The organism is Serratia sp. SA088, from assembly GCF_049065515.1.
In the GTDB taxonomy this organism is placed as follows: domain Bacteria; phylum Pseudomonadota; class Gammaproteobacteria; order Enterobacterales; family Enterobacteriaceae; genus Serratia; species Serratia nematodiphila.
In genome coordinates this window covers 11,365-33,267 of the sequence record NZ_JBAKGW010000013.1, presented here as the reverse complement: position 1 = coordinate 33,267, position 21,903 = coordinate 11,365, and the positions used below count along the sequence as shown (strand labels likewise).

At 59.7% G+C, this 21,903-nt stretch carries 24 protein-coding genes; 16 read left to right on the top strand and 8 right to left on the bottom strand.

All coding sequences use genetic code 11. The annotated features are described in order from the left end of the window. Window positions 1–8 precede the first annotated feature (8 nt). The 5 genes from ACOWVD_RS23645 (at window position 9) to nrdF (ending at window position 4,464) form a co-directional block, all read left to right on the top strand. On the top strand, window positions 9–440 hold the full coding sequence (locus ACOWVD_RS23645) for a carboxymuconolactone decarboxylase family protein (RefSeq protein ID WP_049242302.1): 432 nt from the start codon (window positions 9–11) through the stop codon (window positions 438–440). A 273-nt stretch (window positions 441–713) separates the two neighbouring features. After that, window positions 714–944, top strand: a complete 231-nt coding sequence (gene nrdH / locus ACOWVD_RS23640; RefSeq protein ID WP_004928934.1) for a glutaredoxin-like protein NrdH — start codon at window positions 714–716, stop codon at window positions 942–944. Between the two features lie 9 nt (window positions 945–953). Beyond that, a complete protein-coding gene (gene nrdI, locus ACOWVD_RS23635) occupies window positions 954–1,358 on the top strand; it encodes a class Ib ribonucleoside-diphosphate reductase assembly flavoprotein NrdI (protein WP_197799353.1) in 405 nt (134 codons plus the stop codon). Continuing rightward, a complete protein-coding gene (gene nrdE, locus ACOWVD_RS23630; RefSeq protein WP_015378866.1) occupies window positions 1,340–3,484 on the top strand; it encodes a class 1b ribonucleoside-diphosphate reductase subunit alpha in 2,145 nt (714 codons plus the stop codon). The genes nrdI and nrdE overlap by 19 nt, the downstream gene beginning before the upstream one ends. A gap of 8 nt (window positions 3,485–3,492) precedes the next feature. After that, window positions 3,493–4,464 carry a class 1b ribonucleoside-diphosphate reductase subunit beta gene (gene nrdF / locus ACOWVD_RS23625; RefSeq protein WP_004928917.1) on the top strand — a complete coding sequence of 324 codons (972 nt, stop codon included), beginning with the start codon at window positions 3,493–3,495 and terminating at the stop codon, window positions 4,462–4,464. Window positions 4,465–4,507: 43 nt separating this feature from the next. Here the strand turns inward: nrdF and ACOWVD_RS23620 are convergent, their stop codons facing one another. From ACOWVD_RS23620 to ACOWVD_RS23600, 5 genes are all read right to left on the bottom strand, one after another. Further along, window positions 4,508–4,795, bottom strand: a complete 288-nt coding sequence (locus tag ACOWVD_RS23620) for a type II toxin-antitoxin system RelE/ParE family toxin (RefSeq protein WP_033632277.1) — start codon at window positions 4,793–4,795, stop codon at window positions 4,508–4,510. Further along, window positions 4,795–5,082, bottom strand: a complete 288-nt coding sequence (locus ACOWVD_RS23615; protein WP_033632276.1) for a CopG family ribbon-helix-helix protein — start codon at window positions 5,080–5,082, stop codon at window positions 4,795–4,797. Before ACOWVD_RS23615 ends, ACOWVD_RS23620 begins: the two co-directional genes overlap by 1 nt. Window positions 5,083–5,159: 77 nt before the next feature. Then, window positions 5,160–5,354: a DUF1289 domain-containing protein gene (locus ACOWVD_RS23610; RefSeq protein WP_164123766.1), complete on the bottom strand. Its 195-nt coding sequence runs from the start codon at window positions 5,352–5,354 to the stop codon at window positions 5,160–5,162. 64 nt (window positions 5,355–5,418) lie between these two features. Next, the gene (locus ACOWVD_RS23605; protein ID WP_421105796.1) at window positions 5,419–6,159 is read right to left on the bottom strand and encodes an SDR family oxidoreductase; all 741 of its coding nucleotides are present in this window, start codon (window positions 6,157–6,159) and stop codon (window positions 5,419–5,421) included. Window positions 6,160–6,312: 153 nt separating this feature from the next. Further along, a complete protein-coding gene (locus tag ACOWVD_RS23600) occupies window positions 6,313–7,257 on the bottom strand; it encodes an MBL fold metallo-hydrolase (protein ID WP_049242309.1) in 945 nt (314 codons plus the stop codon). A 206-nt stretch (window positions 7,258–7,463) separates the two neighbouring features. Between ACOWVD_RS23600 and ACOWVD_RS23595 the strand changes: the two genes are divergently transcribed. Beyond that, window positions 7,464–8,435: a patatin-like phospholipase family protein gene (locus tag ACOWVD_RS23595; protein WP_049242312.1), complete on the top strand. Its 972-nt coding sequence runs from the start codon at window positions 7,464–7,466 to the stop codon at window positions 8,433–8,435. A gap of 97 nt (window positions 8,436–8,532) precedes the next feature. Here the strand turns inward: ACOWVD_RS23595 and ACOWVD_RS23590 are convergent, their stop codons facing one another. Then, a complete protein-coding gene (locus tag ACOWVD_RS23590; protein ID WP_004928909.1) occupies window positions 8,533–9,888 on the bottom strand; it encodes a 2-hydroxycarboxylate transporter family protein in 1,356 nt (451 codons plus the stop codon). Between the two features lie 326 nt (window positions 9,889–10,214). Here ACOWVD_RS23590 and ACOWVD_RS23585 point away from each other — a divergent pair, with 326 nt between their 5' ends. Both ACOWVD_RS23585 and ACOWVD_RS23580 read left to right on the top strand, forming a co-directional pair. Next, on the top strand, window positions 10,215–11,807 hold the full coding sequence (locus ACOWVD_RS23585; protein ID WP_049242317.1) for an ATP-binding protein: 1,593 nt from the start codon (window positions 10,215–10,217) through the stop codon (window positions 11,805–11,807). A 32-nt stretch (window positions 11,808–11,839) separates the two neighbouring features. Then, window positions 11,840–12,526: a response regulator gene (locus ACOWVD_RS23580; protein ID WP_004928904.1), complete on the top strand. Its 687-nt coding sequence runs from the start codon at window positions 11,840–11,842 to the stop codon at window positions 12,524–12,526. A 22-nt stretch (window positions 12,527–12,548) separates the two neighbouring features. On the opposite strand, the gene ACOWVD_RS23575 is transcribed toward ACOWVD_RS23580, so the two are convergent. Further along, window positions 12,549–12,806, bottom strand: coding sequence for a hypothetical protein (locus ACOWVD_RS23575; RefSeq protein ID WP_135638569.1), 258 nt, complete (start codon window positions 12,804–12,806; stop codon window positions 12,549–12,551). Window positions 12,807–12,932: 126 nt separating this feature from the next. On the opposite strand from ACOWVD_RS23575, the gene proV reads away from it, so the two are divergent. The 3 genes from proV to proX all read left to right on the top strand — a co-directional run bounded on the left by proV (window position 12,933) and on the right by proX (window position 16,305). After that, window positions 12,933–14,135 (top strand): glycine betaine/L-proline ABC transporter ATP-binding protein ProV, encoded by a 1,203-nt coding sequence (gene proV, locus ACOWVD_RS23570; protein WP_004928900.1) that lies wholly within the window; start codon window positions 12,933–12,935, stop codon window positions 14,133–14,135. After that, window positions 14,128–15,234, top strand: coding sequence for a glycine betaine/L-proline ABC transporter permease ProW (proW, locus tag ACOWVD_RS23565; protein WP_004928897.1), 1,107 nt, complete (start codon window positions 14,128–14,130; stop codon window positions 15,232–15,234). The genes proV and proW overlap by 8 nt, the downstream gene beginning before the upstream one ends. A 69-nt stretch (window positions 15,235–15,303) precedes the next feature. Then, complete coding sequence (proX, locus tag ACOWVD_RS23560; protein WP_004928894.1) at window positions 15,304–16,305, top strand: glycine betaine/L-proline ABC transporter substrate-binding protein ProX; 1,002 nt, start codon at window positions 15,304–15,306, stop codon at window positions 16,303–16,305. 30 nt (window positions 16,306–16,335) lie between these two features. On the opposite strand, the gene ACOWVD_RS23555 is transcribed toward proX, so the two are convergent. Next, window positions 16,336–17,214, bottom strand: coding sequence for a LysR substrate-binding domain-containing protein (locus tag ACOWVD_RS23555; RefSeq protein WP_197799352.1), 879 nt, complete (start codon window positions 17,212–17,214; stop codon window positions 16,336–16,338). 105 nt (window positions 17,215–17,319) lie between these two features. Here ACOWVD_RS23555 and ACOWVD_RS23550 point away from each other — a divergent pair, with 105 nt between their 5' ends. The 5 genes from ACOWVD_RS23550 (at window position 17,320) to ACOWVD_RS23530 (ending at window position 21,885) form a co-directional block, all read left to right on the top strand. After that, a complete protein-coding gene (locus ACOWVD_RS23550; protein WP_021504985.1) occupies window positions 17,320–18,519 on the top strand; it encodes an MFS transporter in 1,200 nt (399 codons plus the stop codon). A gap of 121 nt (window positions 18,520–18,640) precedes the next feature. After that, complete coding sequence (locus ACOWVD_RS23545) at window positions 18,641–19,387, top strand: AzlC family ABC transporter permease (RefSeq protein WP_004928884.1); 747 nt, start codon at window positions 18,641–18,643, stop codon at window positions 19,385–19,387. Then, a complete protein-coding gene (ygaH, locus tag ACOWVD_RS23540) occupies window positions 19,377–19,724 on the top strand; it encodes an L-valine transporter subunit YgaH (RefSeq protein WP_154871585.1) in 348 nt (115 codons plus the stop codon). The genes ACOWVD_RS23545 and ygaH overlap by 11 nt, the downstream gene beginning before the upstream one ends. 162 nt (window positions 19,725–19,886) lie before the next feature. After that, window positions 19,887–20,405, top strand: coding sequence for a transcriptional repressor MprA (mprA, locus tag ACOWVD_RS23535; protein ID WP_004928879.1), 519 nt, complete (start codon window positions 19,887–19,889; stop codon window positions 20,403–20,405). A 28-nt stretch (window positions 20,406–20,433) separates the two neighbouring features. Next, window positions 20,434–21,885, top strand: a complete 1,452-nt coding sequence (locus ACOWVD_RS23530; protein ID WP_004928878.1) for an efflux transporter outer membrane subunit — start codon at window positions 20,434–20,436, stop codon at window positions 21,883–21,885. The last annotated feature ends 18 nt before the right edge of the window (window positions 21,886–21,903 follow it).

Here is a 21,903-nt window from a genome sequence, read left to right as displayed (position 1 = left end):
GGTTGACCATGATTAAGCAACGTTTGAACTATGCCGAGCTGGCGCCCGCCCCGTACAAAAATATGGTGAGCGCGCTGATGGCGCTGGAGAAAGGCGCTCTGGACAAAGCGACCATCGAGTTGATGTTTATGCGCGTTTCGCAGATCAACGGCTGCGCCTACTGCCTGGACATGCACGGCAAAGCGCTGCGCGAAAGCGGCTTCGGCCACGCCAAACTCGATACGCTGGCGGGCTGGCGCGTCAGCCATGAGTTCAGCGAGCGCGAACGCGCCGCGCTGGAATGGGCCGAGTCGGTGACGCTGATCGCCGCCACCGGCGCGCCGGACAGCGCTTTTGAGGCGCTGAAAGCGCACTTCAGCGATACCGAGATCGCCGATCTGACCTTCGCCATCAGCATCATGAACGCCTTCAACCGGCTGGCCGTCAGCATGCGCCAATAATGCGTTCGCCTCCCCCTCTTCTCTGAGAGGGGGGAATTTCCCATCCGCAAAAAAATTTTCCCCTCGTCTTCCCAGCTCCGACGCGGTCTGCGCACCCAACCCCACAAAACACCATATATAGCGTGGTTGATAAAACAAATATCAACATATAGTATTTTATAGGTCAACCGCAGGGAATGTCGTTCGGTTGATAACGCCGTCAGAAACGCCAGGAACGATGCTCCGTTATCTGACTTGTCCGCCTTTCCTTCAGCCTAAAGGTAAATGCGAATCATGAGCATTATTATTTACAGTAAGCCGGACTGTGTCCAGTGCAACGCCACCTATCGCGCATTTGATAAGCAGGGGATTGATTATCAGGTGATCGATCTCACCCAGGATCAGCAGGCGCTGAACCACGTTAAATCATTAGGTTATCAGCAGGTTCCGGTGATTATCGCCGGTGACGATCACTGGTCCGGTTTCCGGCCGGACAAAATCGGCGCGCTGGCGCTCACCTGCTGAGGCTCGACGATGAATCCGCTGGTCTATTTCTCCAGCAGTTCGGAGAACACCCACCGATTCGTTGAGAAACTGGGCCTGCCGGCGATCCGCATTCCGATCGCCGGCGCCCGCAGCAAGTTGCTGATGGAACAGCCCTATATCTTGATCGTGCCCAGCTATGGCGGCGGCAGCGCCATCGGCGCGGTGCCGATCCAGGTGATCCGCTTTCTCAACGTTCCGCAAAACCGTTCATACCTGCGCGGCGTCATCGCCGCCGGGAACACCAACTTCGGCGCAGCGTACGGCATCGCCGGCGACATCATCGCCAAAAAATGCCAGGTGCCTTTCTTGTACCGCTTCGAGCTGCTCGGCACTACGCAAGACGTTGAAAACGTTAGACAGGGAGTAACCGCATTTTGGCAACGACAGAACTGACCAGGCCCGAGACGGGCGCGCTGGATTACCATTCGCTCAACGCGATGCTCAATCTTTACGATGCGGAAGGCCGGATCCAGTTCGACAAGGATCGGCTGGCGGCGCGGCACTACTTCCTGCAGCACGTCAACCAAAACACCGTGTTCTTCCATAACCTGGAGGAAAAGCTGCGCTATCTGGTGGAAGAAGGTTACTACGAGCCGCAGGTGCTGGCGCAGTACGAGTTCCCGTTTATCAAGCAGCTGTTCCAGCAGGCCTACGCCAAAAAATTCCGCTTCGAGACCTTCCTCGGCGCCTTCAAGTACTACACCAGCTATACGCTCAAAACCTTCGACGGCAAGCGCTATCTGGAACGCTACGAAGATCGGGTGTGCATGGTGGCGATGACGCTGGCGGCGGGCGATACCGCCCTGGCGCAGGATCTGGTGGAGGAGATGATTTCGGGCCGCTTCCAGCCGGCCACGCCGACCTTCCTCAACTGCGGCAAACGCCAGCGCGGCGAACTGGTCTCCTGCTTCCTGCTGCGCATCGAAGACAATATGGAATCGATCGGCCGGGCGGTGAACTCCGCGCTGCAGCTGTCGAAACGCGGCGGCGGCGTGGCCTTCCTGCTGAGTAATATTCGCGAAGTGGGCGCGCCGATCAAGCGCATCGAGAACCAGTCTTCCGGCGTCATTCCGATCATGAAAATGCTCGAAGATGCCTTCTCCTACGCCAACCAGCTCGGCGCACGCCAGGGAGCCGGCGCGGTGTATCTCAACGCCCATCACCCGGATATCCTGCGTTTTCTCGACACCAAGCGGGAAAACGCCGACGAGAAGATCCGCATCAAAACGCTGTCGCTGGGGGTGGTGATCCCGGATATCACCTTTGAGTTGGCGAAGAACAACGAGGAGATGTACCTGTTCTCGCCCTACGACGTCGAACGGGTGTATGGCGTGCCGTTTTCGGAGATTGCCGTCAGCGAGAAGTACCGCGAGATGGTGGACGACAAGCGCATCCGCAAGTCGCGCATCAACGCGCGCGAATTCTTCCAGGTGCTGGCGGAGATCCAGTTCGAATCCGGCTACCCGTATGTCATGTTCGAGGACACGGTCAACCGGGAGAACCCGATCGCCGGTCGCATCAACATGAGCAACCTGTGTTCGGAGATCCTGCAGGTCAACCGCGCCAGTACGTATCATGAAGATCTGAGCTACGATCGCATCGGCAAGGACATCTCCTGCAACCTCGGCTCGCTGAACATCGCCAAAACCATGGACGCGCCGGACTTCGGCAAAGCGATCGAGACCGCGATCCGTGCGCTGACCGCGGTGGCCGACATGAGCGACATCCGCTCGGTGCCGTCGATCGCCGAAGGCAACCGCAGCGCCCGCGCCATCGGTCTCGGTCAGATGAACCTGCACGGTTACCTGGCGCGCGAGCGTATCTTCTACGGCTCGGAAGAAGGCATCGACTTCACCAATCTCTATTTCTATACCGTGGCCTATCACGCCATCCGCGCCTCTAACCGGCTGGCGATCGAGCGCGGCGGCGCCTTTGACGGCTTTGAGCACTCTCGCTATGCCAGCGGCGAGTACTTTGACAAATACACCGAGCGCGACTGGCTGCCGCAGACCGAGCGGGTGCGCGAACTGTTCGCCGCCGCCGGTATCGCCATTCCGGGGCGCGACGAGTGGCGCGCGCTGCGCCAGTCGGTGATGATGCACGGGCTGTACAACCAGAACCTGCAGGCGGTGCCGCCGACCGGCTCCATCTCGTACATCAACAACGCCACCTCCAGCATTCATCCGATCGTTTCGCGCATCGAGATCCGCAAGGAAGGCAAGATCGGCCGCGTTTACTACCCGGCGCCTTACATGACCAACGACAACCTGGCGTATTACCAGGATGCCTACGAGATTGGCCCGGAGAAAATCATCGATACCTATGCCGCCGCCACGCAACACGTCGATCAGGGGCTGTCGCTGACGTTGTTCTTCCGCGATACCGCCACTACCCGCGACATCAACCGCGCGCAGATCTACGCCTGGCGCAAAGGCATCAAGACCATTTACTACATCCGCCTGCGCCAGATGGCGCTGGAAGGCACCGAGGTGCAGGGCTGCGTGTCCTGCTCGCTGTGAGGCAACTTATGACGACCGTAACATCGGCGCCGCTGGTGCGCGCCATCAACTGGAACATCATCGAAGACGACAAGGATCTGGAGGTGTGGAACCGCCTGACCTCCAACTTCTGGCTGCCGGAGAAGGTGCCGCTGTCCAACGATATCCCCTCCTGGGCCACGCTGACGCCGAAGGAGCAGCAGCTGACCATTCGGGTGTTCACCGGGCTGACGCTGCTGGACACCATCCAGAACACCGTCGGCGCGCCGGCCCTGATCGCCGATGCGCTGACGCCGCACGAAGAGGCGGTGTACTCCAACATCAGTTTTATGGAGGCGGTGCACGCCCGCTCTTACAGCTCAATCTTCTCCACCCTGTGCCAAACGCCGGACGTGGATGACGCCTATCGCTGGAGCGAGGAAAACCGCGCGCTGCAGAAGAAAGCCGGCATCATTCTGGCGCACTACCGCAGCGACGATCCGCTGCTGAAAAAAGTCGCCAGCGTCTTCCTCGAGTCGTTCCTGTTCTATTCGGGCTTTTACCTGCCGATGTACTGGTCCAGCCGCGCCAAGCTGACCAACACCGCCGATCTGATCCGCCTGATCATTCGCGACGAAGCGGTGCACGGCTACTATATCGGCTATAAGTTCCAGAAAGGGCTGGAGAAGGTGGACGCCGCGCGGCGCCAGCAGGTGAAAAACTTCGCCTTCGATCTGCTGCAGGATCTGTACGACAACGAGGTGCGTTACACCGAGGAGCTGTACGACGGCGTCGGCTGGACGGAAGACGTGAAGACCTTCCTGCACTACAACGCCAACAAGGCGCTGATGAACCTCGGGTATGAAGCGCTGTTCCCACCGGCGATGGCGGAGGTCAACCCGGCGATCCTGTCGGCGCTGTCGCCGAACGCCGACGAAAACCACGACTTCTTCTCCGGCTCAGGGTCGTCCTACGTCATCGGCAAGGCGGTCAACACCGAGGATGAGGACTGGGATTTCTGAGGACATGACAACGATACCGGTCTTTCAGGCCGGTATCGTGCATTCAATACCCTTGTTCTTTCTGACTGCGGATCGCCAGAACAAATGCCGTATCGATATCAGGGATATATTTGTAGAGCGCCAAATAACCGCGAGCTTGCTGCCCAATAATCAATTCGCGCAGCCCTGCGCCAAGGGACCGTCCGATCAATGGATTATGTTCCAATACCGCAACCGCCTGGATGATTTCCTGAATGCGCCGCCCTGAATCCGCGGCAGCATACTGAGCCAAATGAGCGAGAATACGTTCGATATCATCCCTGACCTCTGGCGCCAACTCGACATTTGCCATCAGCGCCCCAGTTTTTTAACGGCAGGTTTAACCGCAGCGGTGTTACCCGCAGCGTAATTTTCCAAATAACCGCGCATCTCTTTCCAAGAAACCGTCTCTCCCGTCGCAATTATCTTGGCATAGCGTTTTTCCGCTTCATTCTCAAAGTCGCGGCGCAACTCTTCTTGCTGCGTTTTCTCCGTTATTGCCTGCAAAATAAAGCTGTGAGACGTCACGCCAGTCTGCTCGGCGACGGCGGCCACGCGGGCTTTAAGCTCATCTGGAATACGGATGGTCGTCGTAGACATAAGCGCTCCCAACGTCGGTCTGTTACATGTAGCTCAATTGTGCTACACGAAGTCTGACAGCGCAATAACACTGAGGATTATTTCACCCATTGACGCAACTCTAGCCGCCGCCAAATAGCGCGTTTCTCCGCGTCGCTGGCGGTCGGCCAGGCGGCGATCTCCGCCCGCGTGCGCCGGCATCCGCGGCACTGCTGGGTTTCGTCGTCGATCCGGCACAGGCTGACGCAGGGCGATCTGACGCCAGGATAGGATTGCTGAGTGTGGCCCGTCATACGTTGCCCTTGATGTGATATGTTCCGCCACAGGATACCCGATTCGGCGGCGGCGCGTCGCCAATCAGATGATGCCGCCGTTGGCGCGCAGGGTTTGGCCATTGATCCAGCCGCCGTCGGCCCCGGCGAGAAAAGCCACCGCCGCGGCGATATCGTCCGGCGTGCCCAGGCGTTCCAACGGCGCCATCTTCGCCAGCCGCTCGATAAGCTCCGGGGTTTTGCCGTCGAGGAACAAGCCGGTGGCGGTCGGCCCCGGCGCGACGGCGTTCACCGTGATATTGCGGCCGCGCAGCTCTTTCGCCAGCACGCTGGTCAGCGCTTCGATCGCCGCCTTACTGGCGGCATACATGCCGTAACCCGGCTGCAGCAACCCCACCACGCTGGAGGAGAAGTTGATGATGCGGCCGTTGTCGCGCAGGCGCTTCGCCGCCTCGCGCATCGCATTGAAGCTGCCTTTCAGGTTGATGTCGAGCAGGCGATCCGCGTCTTCATCCTTCATGTCCGCTATCGGCGCCAGCGCGATCACCCCGGCGTTATTGACCAGCACGTCGACGCCGCCAAACGCCTGTTCTGCGCTGTCGAACAGCCGGGCGACCGCAGACGCATCGCTGACGTCGGCCTTGACGCTCAAGGCGCGGCCGCCGCGCTGTTCTATCTTGCGCACCAGCTCATCGGCCGGTGCCGGATTGCCTGAATAGTTGATGATGACGGTAAAGCCATCGGCGGCCAGACGCTCGGCGATGGCCGCGCCGATGCCGCGGGATGCGCCGGTGACGATGGCGACGGAGTGAGTTTTCTGGTTCATCGGGAGCTCCTTAAAGAAAACGACAGGCATGACGTTAATCATGCACTGTTTATCACGGCGAATCAGCCCCGATTCTCTGGCATCATAATCCCAAATTTTCGAACAATGTCCCCAAGGCGCTTACGATGGCCGCCCAACGGGCGGCCATCTCCGTTACAGCGCGCCGTAATTCAGCGGCACCCAGGTGTAACCGTCGCCCTGGCGGTTCAAATACCCCAACCCCGGGAACGACAGGTGTGCGCCCCCCACCAGCTCGCTCTGCCGCGCGCTGTCGCCAAATATCCGCAGCCGCTGAGCGACCGCCGCCTTGGCGTCATTATCAAAGCTGATAGCCACCTTCGGATGCGGCATCTGCACCGCCGCCACGTGGATCAGATCCCCCAGCAGCAACAGCTTCTGGCCCTGGCTGGTCACCTGATACACGCTATGCCCCGGCGTATGGCCGTGGGCAGCAAAGGCGGCAATGCCCGGGGAAAGCTCACCGTCGCCGCTGAACGGCTTAAAGTGGCCGGCCGCCTGATACGGCTTGATCGCCGCCTGGGCCCGTTCGAAGTTGCTTTTACTCTCTGCTTTGGCCTGTTTCAGTTGGTCCGCGCTCAGCCAGAAGTCCGCGTCCTGGCTGGCGGCGCGCACCACCGCATTGGGGAATGCCGCCTTGCCGTCGTGCGTCAGGCCGCCGAGGTGATCCGGGTGCATGTGGGTCAGGTAGATTTCATCCACCTGCTCCGGCTGGTAGCCCGCCGCGCGCAGGTTATCCACCAGCTTGCCCAGGCCGTCGCCCAGCAGTTGGCCGGCGCCGCTGTCGATCATCACCAGCTTGTCGCCGGTGTTGATCAGATAGGCATTGACCGAGGTGACCACCGGCAGGCTTTGATGCTGCTCGGCTACCCCGGCGGCGATCTGCTGCGGCGTGCTGTTCAGCAACAGCTTGTCCGCCGGCAGGCGAATGATGCCATCGGACAACGCGGTCACTTCAAAACTGCCCAGCATGATGCGGTAGAATCCCGGCGTCGGGGTTTTGGCCTGCGGCGCGGCGGCGCCGGCCTGTAATGACATAACGGCCAGCGCCGCGCCCAGCAAACAACGTTTCCAGAACATGATGACTCCTTGCGAGAATTGAACAGCGCTAAGTATTGACGCAAAAAGCCCGATGCGCCTGTTTAATAAATGCCTTTGATAAATATATAAATAATATATTTATTGTGAATAATTTTGTTTGCCGCCCCACACAACCCCAATCAATATTTTCTCGTTCGCCACTTGGTTATTTTCCTTACTCCCTAAACCACGAGTAAGGAAATAACATGAGCTATCAATTCGAAAACCTGGTCTTTGAAGGCGGCGGCGTAAAAGGCATCGCCTATGGCGGCGCGCTGGAACTGCTGGAAGCCAAAGGCATCATGCCGCAGATCAAGCAAACCTCCGGCGCCTCGGCGGGCGCCATCGCCGCACTGCTGGTCGGCCTGGGCTGCAGCTCGGCGGACGTCACCAAAATTCTGTCGGCGATGGATTTTAAAAAATTCCTCGATTATAACGGCGGCTTTTTCGGCACGATCCAGGACGCCTATCGCCTGTTCAATCAATACGGCATCGCGCCCGGCGATTATTTCTATCAATGGTCGCGCGATATTATCAAGCAATATACCGGCAACCCGGATATTACCTTCGAGCAGTTCGAAGCGATGAAAGCGGCGAAAGGGTTCAAGTCGATTTACTTTATCGGCGCCAACCTCAACAGCGGTCAGCGCGAGGTCTATTCTCACCGCACCACGCCGCGCATGAAAGTGGCGGACGGCCTGCGCATTTCGATGTCGTTCCCGTTCGCCTTCGTAGCGAAGAACAATACCCTGGGCGACCTGTGCATCGACGGTGGCATGATCGACAACTACCCGGTGCGGCTGTTCGACTATGACTTCTCCGCCACGCCGCCTTACATCGACAACGCTAGCCAGCGCATCAACACCCGCACGCTGGGCATTCGCCTGGACTCCGCCAGTGAAATCGCTCAGGCCGCCGGTCAGGCCGGCCCGCGCACGCCGGTCAACAACCTGTTTGATTTCACCCTGGCGGTGGCCAACGTGATGCTGGACATCCAAACCAAGGTGCATCTGGACAGCGATGACTGGAAGCGCACCGTGTATGTCGACACGCTCGACGTCGGCACGCTGGAGTTCGGCATCAGCGAGGAGAAAAAACGCGCGCTGATCGAATCCGGCCGTCGCGGCGTAGAGCGCTACTTCGCCTGGTATGACGCCGCCATGAAACAGGCGGCGTAACCGGCGTTTTCCCGCCTGCGCGGCCGGCCGGCGCGCGGGCAAAAAAAATCCCCGCGGGGGCGGGGAAAGGCAAAGTAACGCTAAGGATTTATAGGAGTTATACGAAGAACTTAGCCAACACCAGCAGCGACAGCGAGACGTTGATAGCGCCGCCGATACGGGTTGCGATCTGGGCGAACGGCATCAGCGACATGCGGTTGCCGGCGGTGAGGATCGCGACGTCGCCGGTGCCGCCCTGCCCGCTCTGGCAACAGGAGACGATCGCCACGTCGATAGGGTGCATGCCAATTTTCTTGCCAACGAAGAAACCGGTCGCCACCAGCGCGCTGACGGTCGTGACGATCACGATCAGATTCTGGACGGTAAACGCGTCCACCAACTCCTGCCACGGCGTGATGGCCACCCCGACCGCGAACAGGATCGGATAAGTCACGGCGGTGCGGAAGAATTTGTACACCACCTGCGAACCTTCCTGAATGCGCGGCGACACCCCATGCGCCAGCTTCACCGCTACGGCGGCGAACAGCATGCCCACCGGTGCCGGCAGGCCGATCAGGCGGTGCAGCAGCATGCCCACCATATACAGCAGAATGGCCAGCAACGCGCCGCAGGCGATGGTGCTGACGTCCACCTTGCCACTGATTTTTTCCACCGCGTTCATGTTGCTGTCGCCCTGCTTACTCGGCATCAGGCTGCCTTCGCCGGTCAGGTGCGGATAACGCTTGCCCAGTTGGTTGAGCAGGCCGGCGATGACGATGGCGGTCAGGCTGCCGAGCATCACGATCGGCAGAATGCGCCCCAGCGCCACGCCCTGCTCCATGTGCAGGATCGCCGCGTAGCCCATCGACAGCGGGATCGCCCCTTCACCTACGCCGCCGGCCATGATCGGCAAGATCAGGAAGAAGAAGATCTGGAACGGCTCCAGGCCCAGCGCCATGCCGACGCCCATCCCCACCAGCATGCCGACGATCTCGCCGCACAGCATCGGAATGAAGATGCGCAGGAAACCCTGGATCAGCACCTGGCGGTTCATGCTCATGATGCTGCCGACGATGATGCAGCAGATGTAGAGGTAAAGAATGTTGGTCGATTTGTAGAACTTGGTGGTCGATTCCACCACCACGTCCGGCAACAGGCCATAGTGCACCAGCGCGGAAGGAATAAAGGTGGCGCAGATCGCCGCCGCGCCCATTTTGCCGATCAACGGCAGGCGTTTGCCGAATTCGCCGCAGGCGAAACCGAAGAACGCCAGGGTGGCCACCATCACCACGATATCGCTCGGCAATTTGCCTTCCAGGCAGTCGAGCAGAATCAATACGCCGGCCAGAATAAAGAACGGTAACGGAATAATCCCTACTTTATAATTGTCCAGTATCCGCCACCATTTCTCACGCAGAGGAATATCGGCGGTCTTGTCTTTGGCTACGAGGTAAGAATCATCTGTTGTGCTCATAATCTGGCCTCTTATTAGTTTGTTCAGCCATCATAGAGAAGCGCACAGATTATCTGCTGTGATTATGTTCAAAGTTAAAAAGGGTTTTTAATGGTGGTTATGGTTTCTATGGGGTTAATTAAGATTATGTAAAAATCGACGTGGTTTTAATGGTGTTAATACCGTTTTTATTTTAAAGCTTATCAATTTTATCGCAGGCGAACAATTCTCGTCCGGTTCACTCTAATCCCGTGTGAGGGATCACAAGTTGATCGGGCGCAATATTACAGACCCCGCTTCTCGTGATAGGGTAAGGCTTCAGGATCTCTTTACGGTGAAGCTCCGCCATGCGCCTCAAACTCTCATTTCAAATCAAGCTGTTTCTGTGCCTGGTGGCCTTCTCCTGCCTGCTGCTGACCTGTATCGGCGCCTACACCTATTACCAGTTGGATGCGCAGCTGCACCGCGATCTCGGCGCCCGCGCCCAGGTGCAGGCGCGGGAAATCGCCCTCATTCCTTCGCTGGTGGACGCAGTGGAAAAACACGACGCCGCCAGAATTGCCGCGCTGATGAAAAAAATCCGCGCCAGCAGTGACGCCAGTTATATCGTCATCGGCGATAATCACGCCCGCCATCTTTATCATTCCGAATACGAAGGCCGCCTGGGTACGCCGATGATCGGCGGCGATAATAAAGAGGTGCTGGAAGGGAAAAGCATTATTTCCATTCGCAAGGGCGGCATTGGCGTTTCATTGCGCAGCAAGGCGCCGATCCTGGATGAAAATAATCACGTGATCGGCATCGTTTCCGTCGGCTATTTGAAATCGCACATAGATAATTTAAATGCCAGGACGTTGACGCAAATTATCGGCTCCATCGTCCTGCTGCTGATCGCCCTGTTCGTCTTTTCCTGGCTGCTGTCGAAAAACCTCAAGCGCCAGATGTTCTGGCTGGAGCCGAAAGAGATCGCGCTGCTGGTGCGCCAGCAAAAAGCGCTGCTGGAAGCCATTTATGAGGGCGTGATCGCCATCGATCCACAGCTGCGGATCATCACCATCAACCATGCGGCGCGCGAGCTATTGGATCTGCACCAGCCCGCCGCCAGTTTGCTGGGCCGGCCGATCGGCGACGTGATCCAGGCGCAGCCGGACTTCTTCGCCGCCGCGCAACTGGGCCAGGATACGCACGACGAGGTGTGCCGCTTCAACCACGTTCGGGTGATCGCCAGCCGGGTGCGCATCATGCAGGAGCAGGAGCTGCAAGGCTGGGTGATCAGCTTCCGCGACAAAAACGACATCAATACCCTGAGCAGCCAGCTCAGCCAGGTGAAACGCTATGCCGACAACCTGCGCATCATGCGCCACGAGCAGCTGAACTGGACCGCCACGTTGGCCGGTCTGTTGCATATGCAGCGCTACGACGAGGCCATCCGCTATGTGGAAGCCCAATCCGAGGGCGCGCAGGAGATCCTCGATTTCATCTCGCAGCGCTTCAGTTCGGCGGCGCTGTGCGGCCTGCTGCTGGGCAAATATTCCAGCGCCAGAGAAAAAGGCATCGAGCTGCGCTTCGATCCGGCCTGCCAACTGCGGCAAATCCCGGCGGCGCTGAATGAGACCGAACTGATGTCGATCGTCGGCAACCTGCTGGATAATGCGGTGGAAGCGACGCTGCACTGCCCGACTCCGCACGACGCGATCGAACTCTATATCAGCGATGGCAGCGACGAGCTGGTGATCGAGGTGGCGGATCGCGGCACCGGCATCGCCGAGGAGATTCGTGATACGCTGTTTGAACAGGGCGTCACCACCAAAGCGGATAAAAGCGACCACGGCATTGGCCTGCATCTGGTCGCCAGCCATGTGGCGCAGGCGCACGGCAGCATAGAAGTGTCGGACAACGAGCCGCACGGCGCGATATTCTCTATATTTATCCCTAAATAAAACCCATAACCCGATTTTTTGAGCACCCGATTATGTCACACCTAGCACTGGACGTTCTGATCGTGGAAGACGAGCCGCAACTGGCGACGCTGCACGCGGAGTTCATCGAGAAAAATTTCAACCTGCGGGTGGTGGCTTACGCCGCCACGCTGGCCGAAGCGCGGGCCAAAGCCAACGAGCATCAGCCTCGGCTAATCCTGCTGGATAATTTCCTGCCGGACGGCCAGGGCATCGAGCTGATGGAAGAACCGGCGGTGAAGAATCCCGCCTGTTCGGTGATCTTCATCACCGCCGCCAGCGACATGCATACCTGCAGCCAGGCGATCCGCAACGGCGCCTTCGATTACATCATCAAACCGGTGTCCTACAAGCGGCTGCGCAATTCGCTCGAACGCTTCATGCAGTTCGTGCAGACCCAGCGCACCTTCAAGATCATCGATCAGGACAACGTCGATGCGCTGTATAACCTGCAGTCGAAACAGTTCTCCAGCGAGCCGAGCGCCAAAGGCATCGAAACCAACACGCTGGAGCTGGTGCAGGCGCTGTTTATCGCCCAGCCGGCGGTGGCGCATGCGGTGGAAGACGTGGTTGAGCAAGTCGGCATCAGCAAGACCACCGCCCGCCGGTATCTGGAATATTGCGTCGCCACCCAGTTCGTGCGGGTGGAGATGCTGTACGGCAATATAGGCCATCCGCGGCGGCTGTATCGCAAGGCCTGAGGCTGCCATCTGGCTGTCATACTCAGGCGATAACATGACGCTCGACGATATCCCCCTCGATATCGGCACCTGTCGTTAAAACTGATGAAATACTGATGACTTTTGCCCGGCCTCTGGTCGGGTTTTTTATTATCCGAACGGCAGGCGCGGCGCCAAAATATCTCTCTGCGCCACACCGTATTATTTTCCAAAAAACCAAACCATTATGCCGAATAATGGCCGTCAATTTTGAGTCACGGGCCAAATTACCATAACTAATTAAAACCTTGATGTAAACCACTAATATTCCATTTAAATGACATTGAGGGTTGTCTCAGATATTCACTGTGTTAGGGTAAAAAGCTCTTTTATTTTGCTAAGGACAGCCCATAACGCGTTAATTAAACCAGAGGAAACAGCAAATTGCATGGCAATTAAACTCGAAGTAAAGAACCTGTATAAGATATTTGGCGAACACCCGGAACGCGCATTCAAACTGCTGGATAAAGGTCTGACAAAAGATCGGCTGTTTGAAAAAACCGGCTTATCGCTCGGCGTAAAAGACGCCACTCTGGCCATTGAAGAAGGCGAGATATTTGTCATCATGGGGCTCTCCGGTTCCGGCAAGTCCACCCTGGTACGCCTTCTCAATCGTCTGATAGAACCCACTCGCGGTCAGGTGCTGATCGACGGTGAGGACATCGCCAAAATATCTGACACCGCACTGCGCACCGTGCGGCGAAATAAGATCAGCATGGTATTCCAGTCATTCGCGCTAATGCCGCACATGAATGTTCTGAATAACACCGCTTTCGGTATGGAATTAGCCGGCATACCGCTGCAGGAGCGCCAGGAAAAAGCGCTGGATGCCCTGCGTCAGGTCGGGCTGGAGAATTATGCGCTGTCTTATCCGGATGAATTATCCGGCGGTATGCGCCAGCGCGTGGGATTAGCCCGCGCCCTGGCCAATAACCCGGATATATTATTGATGGACGAAGCCTTCTCGGCGCTCGATCCGTTAATTCGTACCGAAATGCAGGATGAGCTGGTGAAATTACAGGCTCAGCATCAGCGCACCATCGTGTTTATTTCCCACGATCTGGACGAAGCGATGCGCATTGGCGATCGCATCGCCATCATGCAGGGCGGTGAGGTGATCCAGGTCGGCACGCCGGACGAGATCCTGAACAACCCGGCCAACGACTATGTGCGCACCTTCTTCCGCGGCGTGGACATCAGTCATGTATTCAGCGCCAAGGATATCGCCCAACGGCGCCCGGTGACGCTGATCCGCAAAACCCCCGGTTTTGGCCCCCGCTCGGCGCTGCAGCTGCTGCGCGATGAGGACCGTGATTATGGTTATGTTGTTGAACGCGGGAAGAAATTTATCGGCGTGGTGTCGATAGAGTCGTTGAAAAAAGCGCTGTCCGCCAATCAAACGCTGGACGATGCCCTGCTCGAGGCCCCCGCCGCCGTGCCGGCCGACACGCCGCTCAGCGATCTGATTTCCCTGGTCGCCCAGGCGCCGTGCGCGGTGCCGGTGGTGGGCGAAGAACATAACTATCTCGGCATCATCTCCAAGGCCATGCTGCTGCAGGCGTTGGACAAGGAGGGCTCAACCAATGAGTGATACCACGCAAACCCAAGATCCCTGGGCTACCGCACCGGCCGATACCGGAGCCGCACCTGCCAGCGATGCCGCCGCCAACGCCGGTGACGCCTGGTCCAGCGCGCCGCCGCCGGCCGCACATGACGCCGCCGGGCAAAGCGCCGATTGGCTCAGCGGCGCCCCGGCGCAGCCGGAGCACTTCAGCCTGCTCGATCCGTTCCACAAAGCCTGGGTGCCGTTCGATACCTGGGTCACGCAAGGCATCGACTGGCTGGTGCTGCACTTCCGCCCGCTGTTCCAGGGCATCCGCGTGCCGGTGGACATGATCCTGAGCGGCTTCCAACAACTGCTGCTGGGCATGCCGGCGCCGATCGCTATTCTGGTGTTCTCGCTGCTCGCCTGGCAGGTCTCGGGCCTCGGCATGGGCGCCGCGACGCTGCTCTCCCTGATCGCCATCGGTGCCATCGGCGCCTGGTCGCAGGCGATGGTCACGCTGGCGCTGGTGCTGACCGCGCTGTTCTTCTGCATCCTTATCGGCCTGCCGCTCGGCATCTGGCTGGCGCGCAGCAAGCATGCCGCCAAGGTGATTAGGCCGCTGCTCGACGCCATGCAAACCACTCCGGCCTTCGTCTATCTGGTGCCGATCGTCATGCTGTTCGGCATCGGCAACGTGCCGGGCGTGGTGGTAACCATCATCTTCGCGCTGCCGCCGATCGTGCGTCTGACCATTCTCGGCATCAAGCAGGTGCCGGAGGATCTGATCGAGGCCGCCGAATCCTTTGGCGCCAGCCCGCGCCAGCTGCTGTTCAAGGTGCAGCTGCCGCTGGCGATGCCGACCATCATGGCCGGCGTTAACCAGACGCTGATGTTGGCGCTGTCGATGGTGGTCATCGCCTCGATGATCGCCGTCGGCGGCCTGGGACAGATGGTGCTGCGCGGCATCGGTCGGCTGGACATGGGCCTGGCCGCCGTCGGCGGGGTCGGCATCGTGATCCTGGCGATCATTCTCGATCGCCTCACCCAATCGCTAGGGCGCGATCGCCGCAGTAAAGGCATCGGTCGCTGGTATCGCCGCGGCCCCATCGGGTTACTGACTCGCCCGTTCATCAAGCAAGCCTGACGCTTTTCCCGCCGGCGGCTGCGGCCCCGGCGGGCTATGACACCACCACATCGAAAGAGGGGAAACACTATGCGCACCACGGGCATCTGGGCTCTCGCCCTGACGACGCTGATTGGCTCACAGAGCGTGAGCGCGGCAGATTTACCCGGCAAGGGGATCGCGGTACAGCCGGTGCAAAGCACCATTTCCGAAGAGACTTTCCAGACGCTGCTGGTCAGCAAGGCGCTGGAAAAATTGGGTTACGACGTGAAAGAACCGCGTGAAGTGGATTACAACGTCGCCTACACTTCGATCGCCTCCGGTGACGCGACCTTTATCGCGGTCAACTGGGATCCGCTGCACGCCGATCAGTACAAGGCCGCCGGCGGCGACGCCAAGTTCTACCGCGAAGGCGTCTACGTCAACGGCGCCGCGCAGGGCTACCTGATCGACAAGAAAACCGCCGAGCAATACCACATCACCAACGTCGAGCAGCTCAAGGATCCCAAGATCGCCAAGCTGTTCGACACCAACGGCGACGGCAAGGCCGATCTGACCGGCTGCACCCCGGGCTGGGGCTGCGAAGCGGTGATCAACCACCACATCAAGGCCTATGGCCTGAGCAACACCGTCGAGCACAATCAGGGCAACTACGCGGCGATGATCGCCGACACCATCACCCGCTACAAAGAGGGCAAACCGGTGCTGTATTACACCTGGACGCCGTACTGGGTCAGCGATGTGATGGTGCCGGGCCGCGACGTGGTCTGGCTGCAGGTGCCGTTTTCCTCCCTGCCGGGCGAGCAGAAAAACGTCGACACCAAACTGCCTAACGGCGCCAACTACGGCTTCCCGGTCAACACCATGCGCATCGCCGCCAACAAGCAGTGGGCCGCAGCCAATCCGGCGGCCGCCAAGCTGTTCGCCATCATGAAGCTGCCGATCGCCGACATCAACGCGCAAAACCTGCGCATGCATGAAGGCCAGGCTTCGGAAGCCGATATCCAGAACCACGTTAACGGCTGGATCAAGGCGCATCAGGCCACCTTCGACGGCTGGGTGAAAACCGCCGCCGCAGCGGCGAAGCCGTAACCGTTCAGGGGCGCCGCCTTTGCCGCGCCCCTACCCCGCCATATCGATGCCGCTGAACTGTAAAAAACGTGCGGCGGCGTTCGACAAGGGCTGCGGCCAAATGCAATACACCTGGCGCCGCGGCCCGTCTTCAATCGGAATCGACACCAACGCGCTTAAGCGTTGCGCGGTCGAGACAGGTACGATACCCGCCGCCAACCCGCGCCGCACCAGATTCTCCAGCCATTCGATATGATCGATCTCAAAACTGACGTGCCGGCGGATGCCCGCCGCCAGGAAGGCGCGATCGGTTTGGCGCCGCGCGCCGGTGCCGCTGTAGAAATCTACCAGCGGCACTTCCGCCAGCGCTTGCAGGTTGACCCGCTCGCGGTTGGCCAGCGGGTGCTGCGGCGCCACCAACGCCACCAGCGGCTCATCGGTCAACTGCCGGTGCGACATCGGCAGTAAATCGACATCGCCGGGCCAGATGCCGACAAACGCCATATCGCACTTCTGCTGACGCACGTCCTCCAACAGGGCTTCGCTCATGCCAACGTAAAGGCGGATGTTCACCGCCGGATAGTGGCGATGATACTTGTCGAGCTTTTCGGTCAGATCAATCGCGTTTATGGTTGAAATCGTGCCGATGGTCAGGGTGCCGGACACCGCATCGCCGGCGGCGGTCACCTCTTCCACCAGCGCCTGCTGCGCCGCCAACAGCCGCTGCGCCGACGGAATGAAAGCCTGGCCGGCGGGGGTCAACCGCACCCGGCGCGAGGTGCGTTCAAACAGCGTACAGCCCAGCTCTTCTTCCAGTTTGGCGATCTGGTGGCTGAGCGCCGACTGCACCGTATGGCAGCGCTGCGCCGCCCGAGTGAAACTCTGTTCTTCCGCCACCGCCAGCGCATAGCGGATCTGTTTCAGGTTCATGGCATCTATCTTGAAATGAGATAAATCAAATGAAAATTATACATTGGTTTCCGCAGACGCGTTGCCGGATACTGCGCGCTATCTTCTTCCCGTGATGAAAAAATCATGACCCCAAAAAACGCCCATCCGGGCCTCAGCCCGGCGCTGACCGTGCTGATCGCCATCGCCACCGGCCTGGCGGTCGCCAGCAACTATTACGCGCAACCGCTGCTGGAAACCATAGCCACCAGTTTCAACCTGTCGGTCAACCAGGCCGGCTTTATCGTCACCGCCGCGCAGCTCGGTTACGCCACCGGCCTGCTGCTGCTGGTGCCGCTCGGCGATATGTTCGAGCGCCGCGGGCTGATCGTTTTCATGACGCTGCTGGCCGCCGGGGGCATGCTGATCACCGCCACCTCCGCTACGCTACCGATGATGATCCTCGGCACCGCGCTCACCGGGCTGTTCTCGGTAGTGGCGCAGATCCTGGTGCCGCTGGCCGCCACGCTGGCCCACCCGGAAAAGCGCGGCAAGACCGTCGGCATCATCATGAGCGGCCTGCTGCTCGGCATCCTGCTGGCACGCACCGTCGCGGGCGCACTGGCGTCGTTCGGCGGCTGGCGCACCATCTACTGGGCCGCCAGCGTGCTGATGATCCTGATGGCGCTGATCCTGTGGCGCGCGCTGCCGCGCTATAAGCAACACTCCGGGCTGAACTACCCGCAGCTGCTGGCCTCGATCTTCAGCCTGTTCTGCCGCACGCCGCTGCTGCGCACCCGCGCCATCCTCGGCGCCCTGTCGTTCGCCAACTTCAGCGTGCTCTGGACCTCAATGGCCTTTCTGCTCGCCGCGCCGCCGTTCAACTATTCCGAGGGGGTGATTGGGCTGTTCGGCCTGGTGGGCGCCGCCGGCGCGCTGGCCGCTTCGCGCGCCGGGCATCTGGCGGACAAAGGCAAGGCCGGGCTGACCACCACCGTCGGCCTGGTGTTGCTGCTGCTGTCCTGGATCCCTATCGCGTTCGCCAAACAATCGCTGTGGGCGCTGATCGCCGGCATCCTGATCCTCGATCTGGCGGTGCAGGCGGTACACGTCACCAACCAGAGCGTGATGTACCGCATCATGCCGGACGCGCGCAACCGCCTGACCGCCGGCTACATGACCAGCTACTTTATCGGCGGCGCGCTCGGTTCGCTGCTCTCCGCCTCGGCCTATCAACATGCCGGTTGGTACGGCGTGGCCGCCGCCGGCGGGGTGTTATGCCTGCTCAACCTGCTGACCTGGTGGCTCGGCAAGCACCACGATCCGCAGGGGCCGGCGGCAATCTGATTATCGTGCAAATAGTCACTAAAGAAATTTATTAGCGGTGCAGGGTATAAACATTACTTACTCTCTGGTAATGTTCTGGGCATAAACTATTGAAGTCCTATCTACCCTGCGATCCACAACCATGCAAAGCCAAGCTGCAGACAGCCTCAATCCGCCCGCCGTCAGCGCCACCTTCGCCAACGGCGTCGTCGACAGTTTGCCGATCGTCATCGGGTATGTCCCGGTGGCGTTCGCCTTCGGCCTCAGCGCCGTCAAACTGGGTTTTTCCCCGCTGGAAAGCATTTTCTTCTCCTGCATCATCTACGCCGGCGCCAGCCAGTTCGTGATCACCGCCCTGCTGAGCGCCGGGATGTCGCTGTGGGTCTCCGCATTGACGGTGATGGCGATGGACGTGCGCCACCTGCTGTACGGCCCGGCGCTGCGTCACCGCATCGTCTCGCGCATGTCGCCCGGCAAAACGGCGATATGGGCCTTTGGCCTGACCGATGAGGTCTTCGCCGCCGCCACCGCTAGGCTGATGCGCAATAACCGCAGCTGGAGCGAAAACTGGATGCTGGGCATCGCGCTCTGTTCCTGGCTCTCCTGGGTGGCCGGCACCGCGCTCGGCGCGCTGTTCGGCAACGGCCCGCTGGAGCAGTTCCCGGTGATCGAGGCCTCACTGGCCTTCATGCTGCCGGCGCTGTTTCTCAGTTTCCTGCTGGCCGCCTTCCGCCGCCCGCAGAGCCTGACTATCGCCGCCGCGCTGGCCGGCGCGCTGCTCGGCGTGGTGCTGTTCTCCATTCCGGTCGCCATTTTGGCCGGCATCGGCGCCGGCTGCATTGCCGCCCTGTTCCAGCCAGCCCCTGCGGAGGCCAGCCATGAACATTGATGTGCTGGTGATCGGCCTGGTGGTGGGCTGCGCCAATTACCTGTTCCGTTATCTGCCGCTGCGGCTGGCGCCGGCGCGCGCCCAGCCCGGCCTCAAACGCGGTAAAGCCGCCCTGTTGCTCGACAGCATCGGCATCGCCTCGATCTGCGCCCTGTTGGTGGTCTCCAGCACGCCGGTGGTGATGCGCGAACCGGACAAGCTGCTGCCGACGTTGGTGGGGTTCGCCGCGCTGGCACTGTGCTTCTACCGCAGCAAAAGCATCATTCTGTCGACGCTGCTCGGCGCAACGGCCTTTGGCGTCACATTAAAACTGTTAATGATTTTCGGTGCAGGCTGACGCCGCTCCCGATCGTTTGGCTTCACACTGGCGTTTTCAGGCGCCACATCTTTACAAACACTGACAAATGACACGAATTGCTAAATTATCCGCACGGCTGAACATTTACATTATTTGTCACCGTCGTTACTATCTCGAACGAAATTAATGAGGCCCTAAATTATGGAAAGCTCGTTTGCCCCCATAGAACAAATGCTGAATTTCCGCGCCACGCGGCAGAAAGATTTCCCTTATCAGGAAATCCTGCTGACCCGCCTGTGCATGCACATGCAAGGCAAGCTGCTGGAAAACCGCAATAAGATGCTGAAAGCGCAGGGGATTAACGAAACACTGTTTATGGCGCTGATTACCCTGGATGCGCAGGAAAGCCACAGCATCCAACCTTCTGAGCTAAGCTCTGCCCTGGGCTCCTCGCGCACCAATGCAACCCGCATCGCCGACGAGCTGGAGAAGCGCGGCTGGATCGAACGCCGGGAAAGCGACAACGATCGCCGCTGCCTGCATCTGCATCTGACGCCGCAGGGGGAAGAATTTCTCAGTCAACTGCTGCCGCCGCAGCACCAATGTCTGCATTTCCTGTGGTCCACGCTGACCGACGATGAGCAAAAACAGCTGGAACAGCTGACGCGCAAATTGCTGGCACGTCTGGATCAAATGGAAATCACAGAACAGTTACCCTAATTCACAATTTCTGTTCAGGTACCTACTTATGCGATCCCCATTTCACTGGAGATTCACCCCGCTGTTCGCCGTGTTGCTGCTGGCCGGGTGTGCTTCTACCGATAATATTGCCCCGCAATCCACGCTGATGGATCCGCAGAGCCTGCAGTTGGCTCAGCCGAAAGTCAGTTCGCTGGCCGTCAGCCCGCAGTGGTGGCGCGCCCTCAAGGATCCGCAGCTGGACGCCTTGATGACGCAGACGCTGCAAAGTTCGCCGACCCTGCGTCAGGCCGCCGCCCGCGTGCGCGAAGCGCAGAGCGTGGTAGGCGAAGCCAGCGCCGCCAACGGGCCGAACCTGGATCTGAACGCCAGCACCCAGCGTCAGCGCGTGCCGCAGAACGTCAATATGGGGCTGGGGTATCCGCATAAGCCGATCTATTCAAGCTCCAACTCGCTGGGGTTGAACCTGGCGTACGAGTTCGACTGGTGGGGCAAATACCGCAACCAGGTGAACGCCGCCAAGGCGCAAGTGAACGCAGCGCGCGCCGAGCAGGAACAGGCGGCGCTGACGCTGACCAGCTCGGTGGCGTCCGCCTACTACCAGCTGCAGAGCAATCTCGCGCTCGAGAAGCTGCTGCAGCAGGAAGTGAACAACAACGAGCGCCTGACCGCGCTGCGCCAACAGCGCTATCAGGCCGGCCTGACCGGCGTCGATGTGCCGCAACAAACCCAGGCGCAGTCCGACGTCGCCAAGCAGCAAATTCTGCAGCTGCAGTCGCAAATCGAACAGCTCAGACACCAGCTCGCCGCGCTGGCGGGCCAGGGCCCGAACGCCATGCAGCACCTGCGTCAGGTGCCTTTGCCCGCAGACAACCTGATGGCGCCGCAGGGCGAGCTGACGGCGGATCTGCTGGGCAAACGCCCGGACATCGCCGCGCAACGCCAGCTGGTGGAGTCTTACAGCCAGCGCGTCAGCGCCGCGCGTAAAGAGTTTTACCCCAGCCTGACCATTTCAGCCTTCGCCGGCCTGATGACCACCAATACCAGTGGCACCAGCCCGAATCTGTTTGAAGCGGCCAGCCAGGCCTGGAACGTGATGCCGGCGATCTCGCTGCCGATCTTCCACGCCGGGGCGCTGCGCAGCAAGCTGGGCGAGGAATCCGCGCTGTATGACGAAGCGGTGGAATCCTACAACCAAACCATCCTGAATGCGGTACAGGAAACCGCCGACGCCATCACCATCCAGCAGAGTTCTGCGCAGCAGCAACTGCAGGCGGCGTCCGCGGCCCAGTCGATGCAACAGGTGTATCAGGTCGCCAACGCCCGTTACCAGGCAGGGATTATCGGGCGCGACGATCTGTTGACCAGCCAGACGCAGCTATTGCAGCAGCAACAGGCGGAGTTGAATGCCAGCAGCAATTTACTGCAGGCGAAGATAGGACTGATCCGCGCGTTGGGCGGTGGCTATCAGGCCCCGGCCGCAGCGGATTCGAAAGCATAATAATATAAGGCTTGGAGA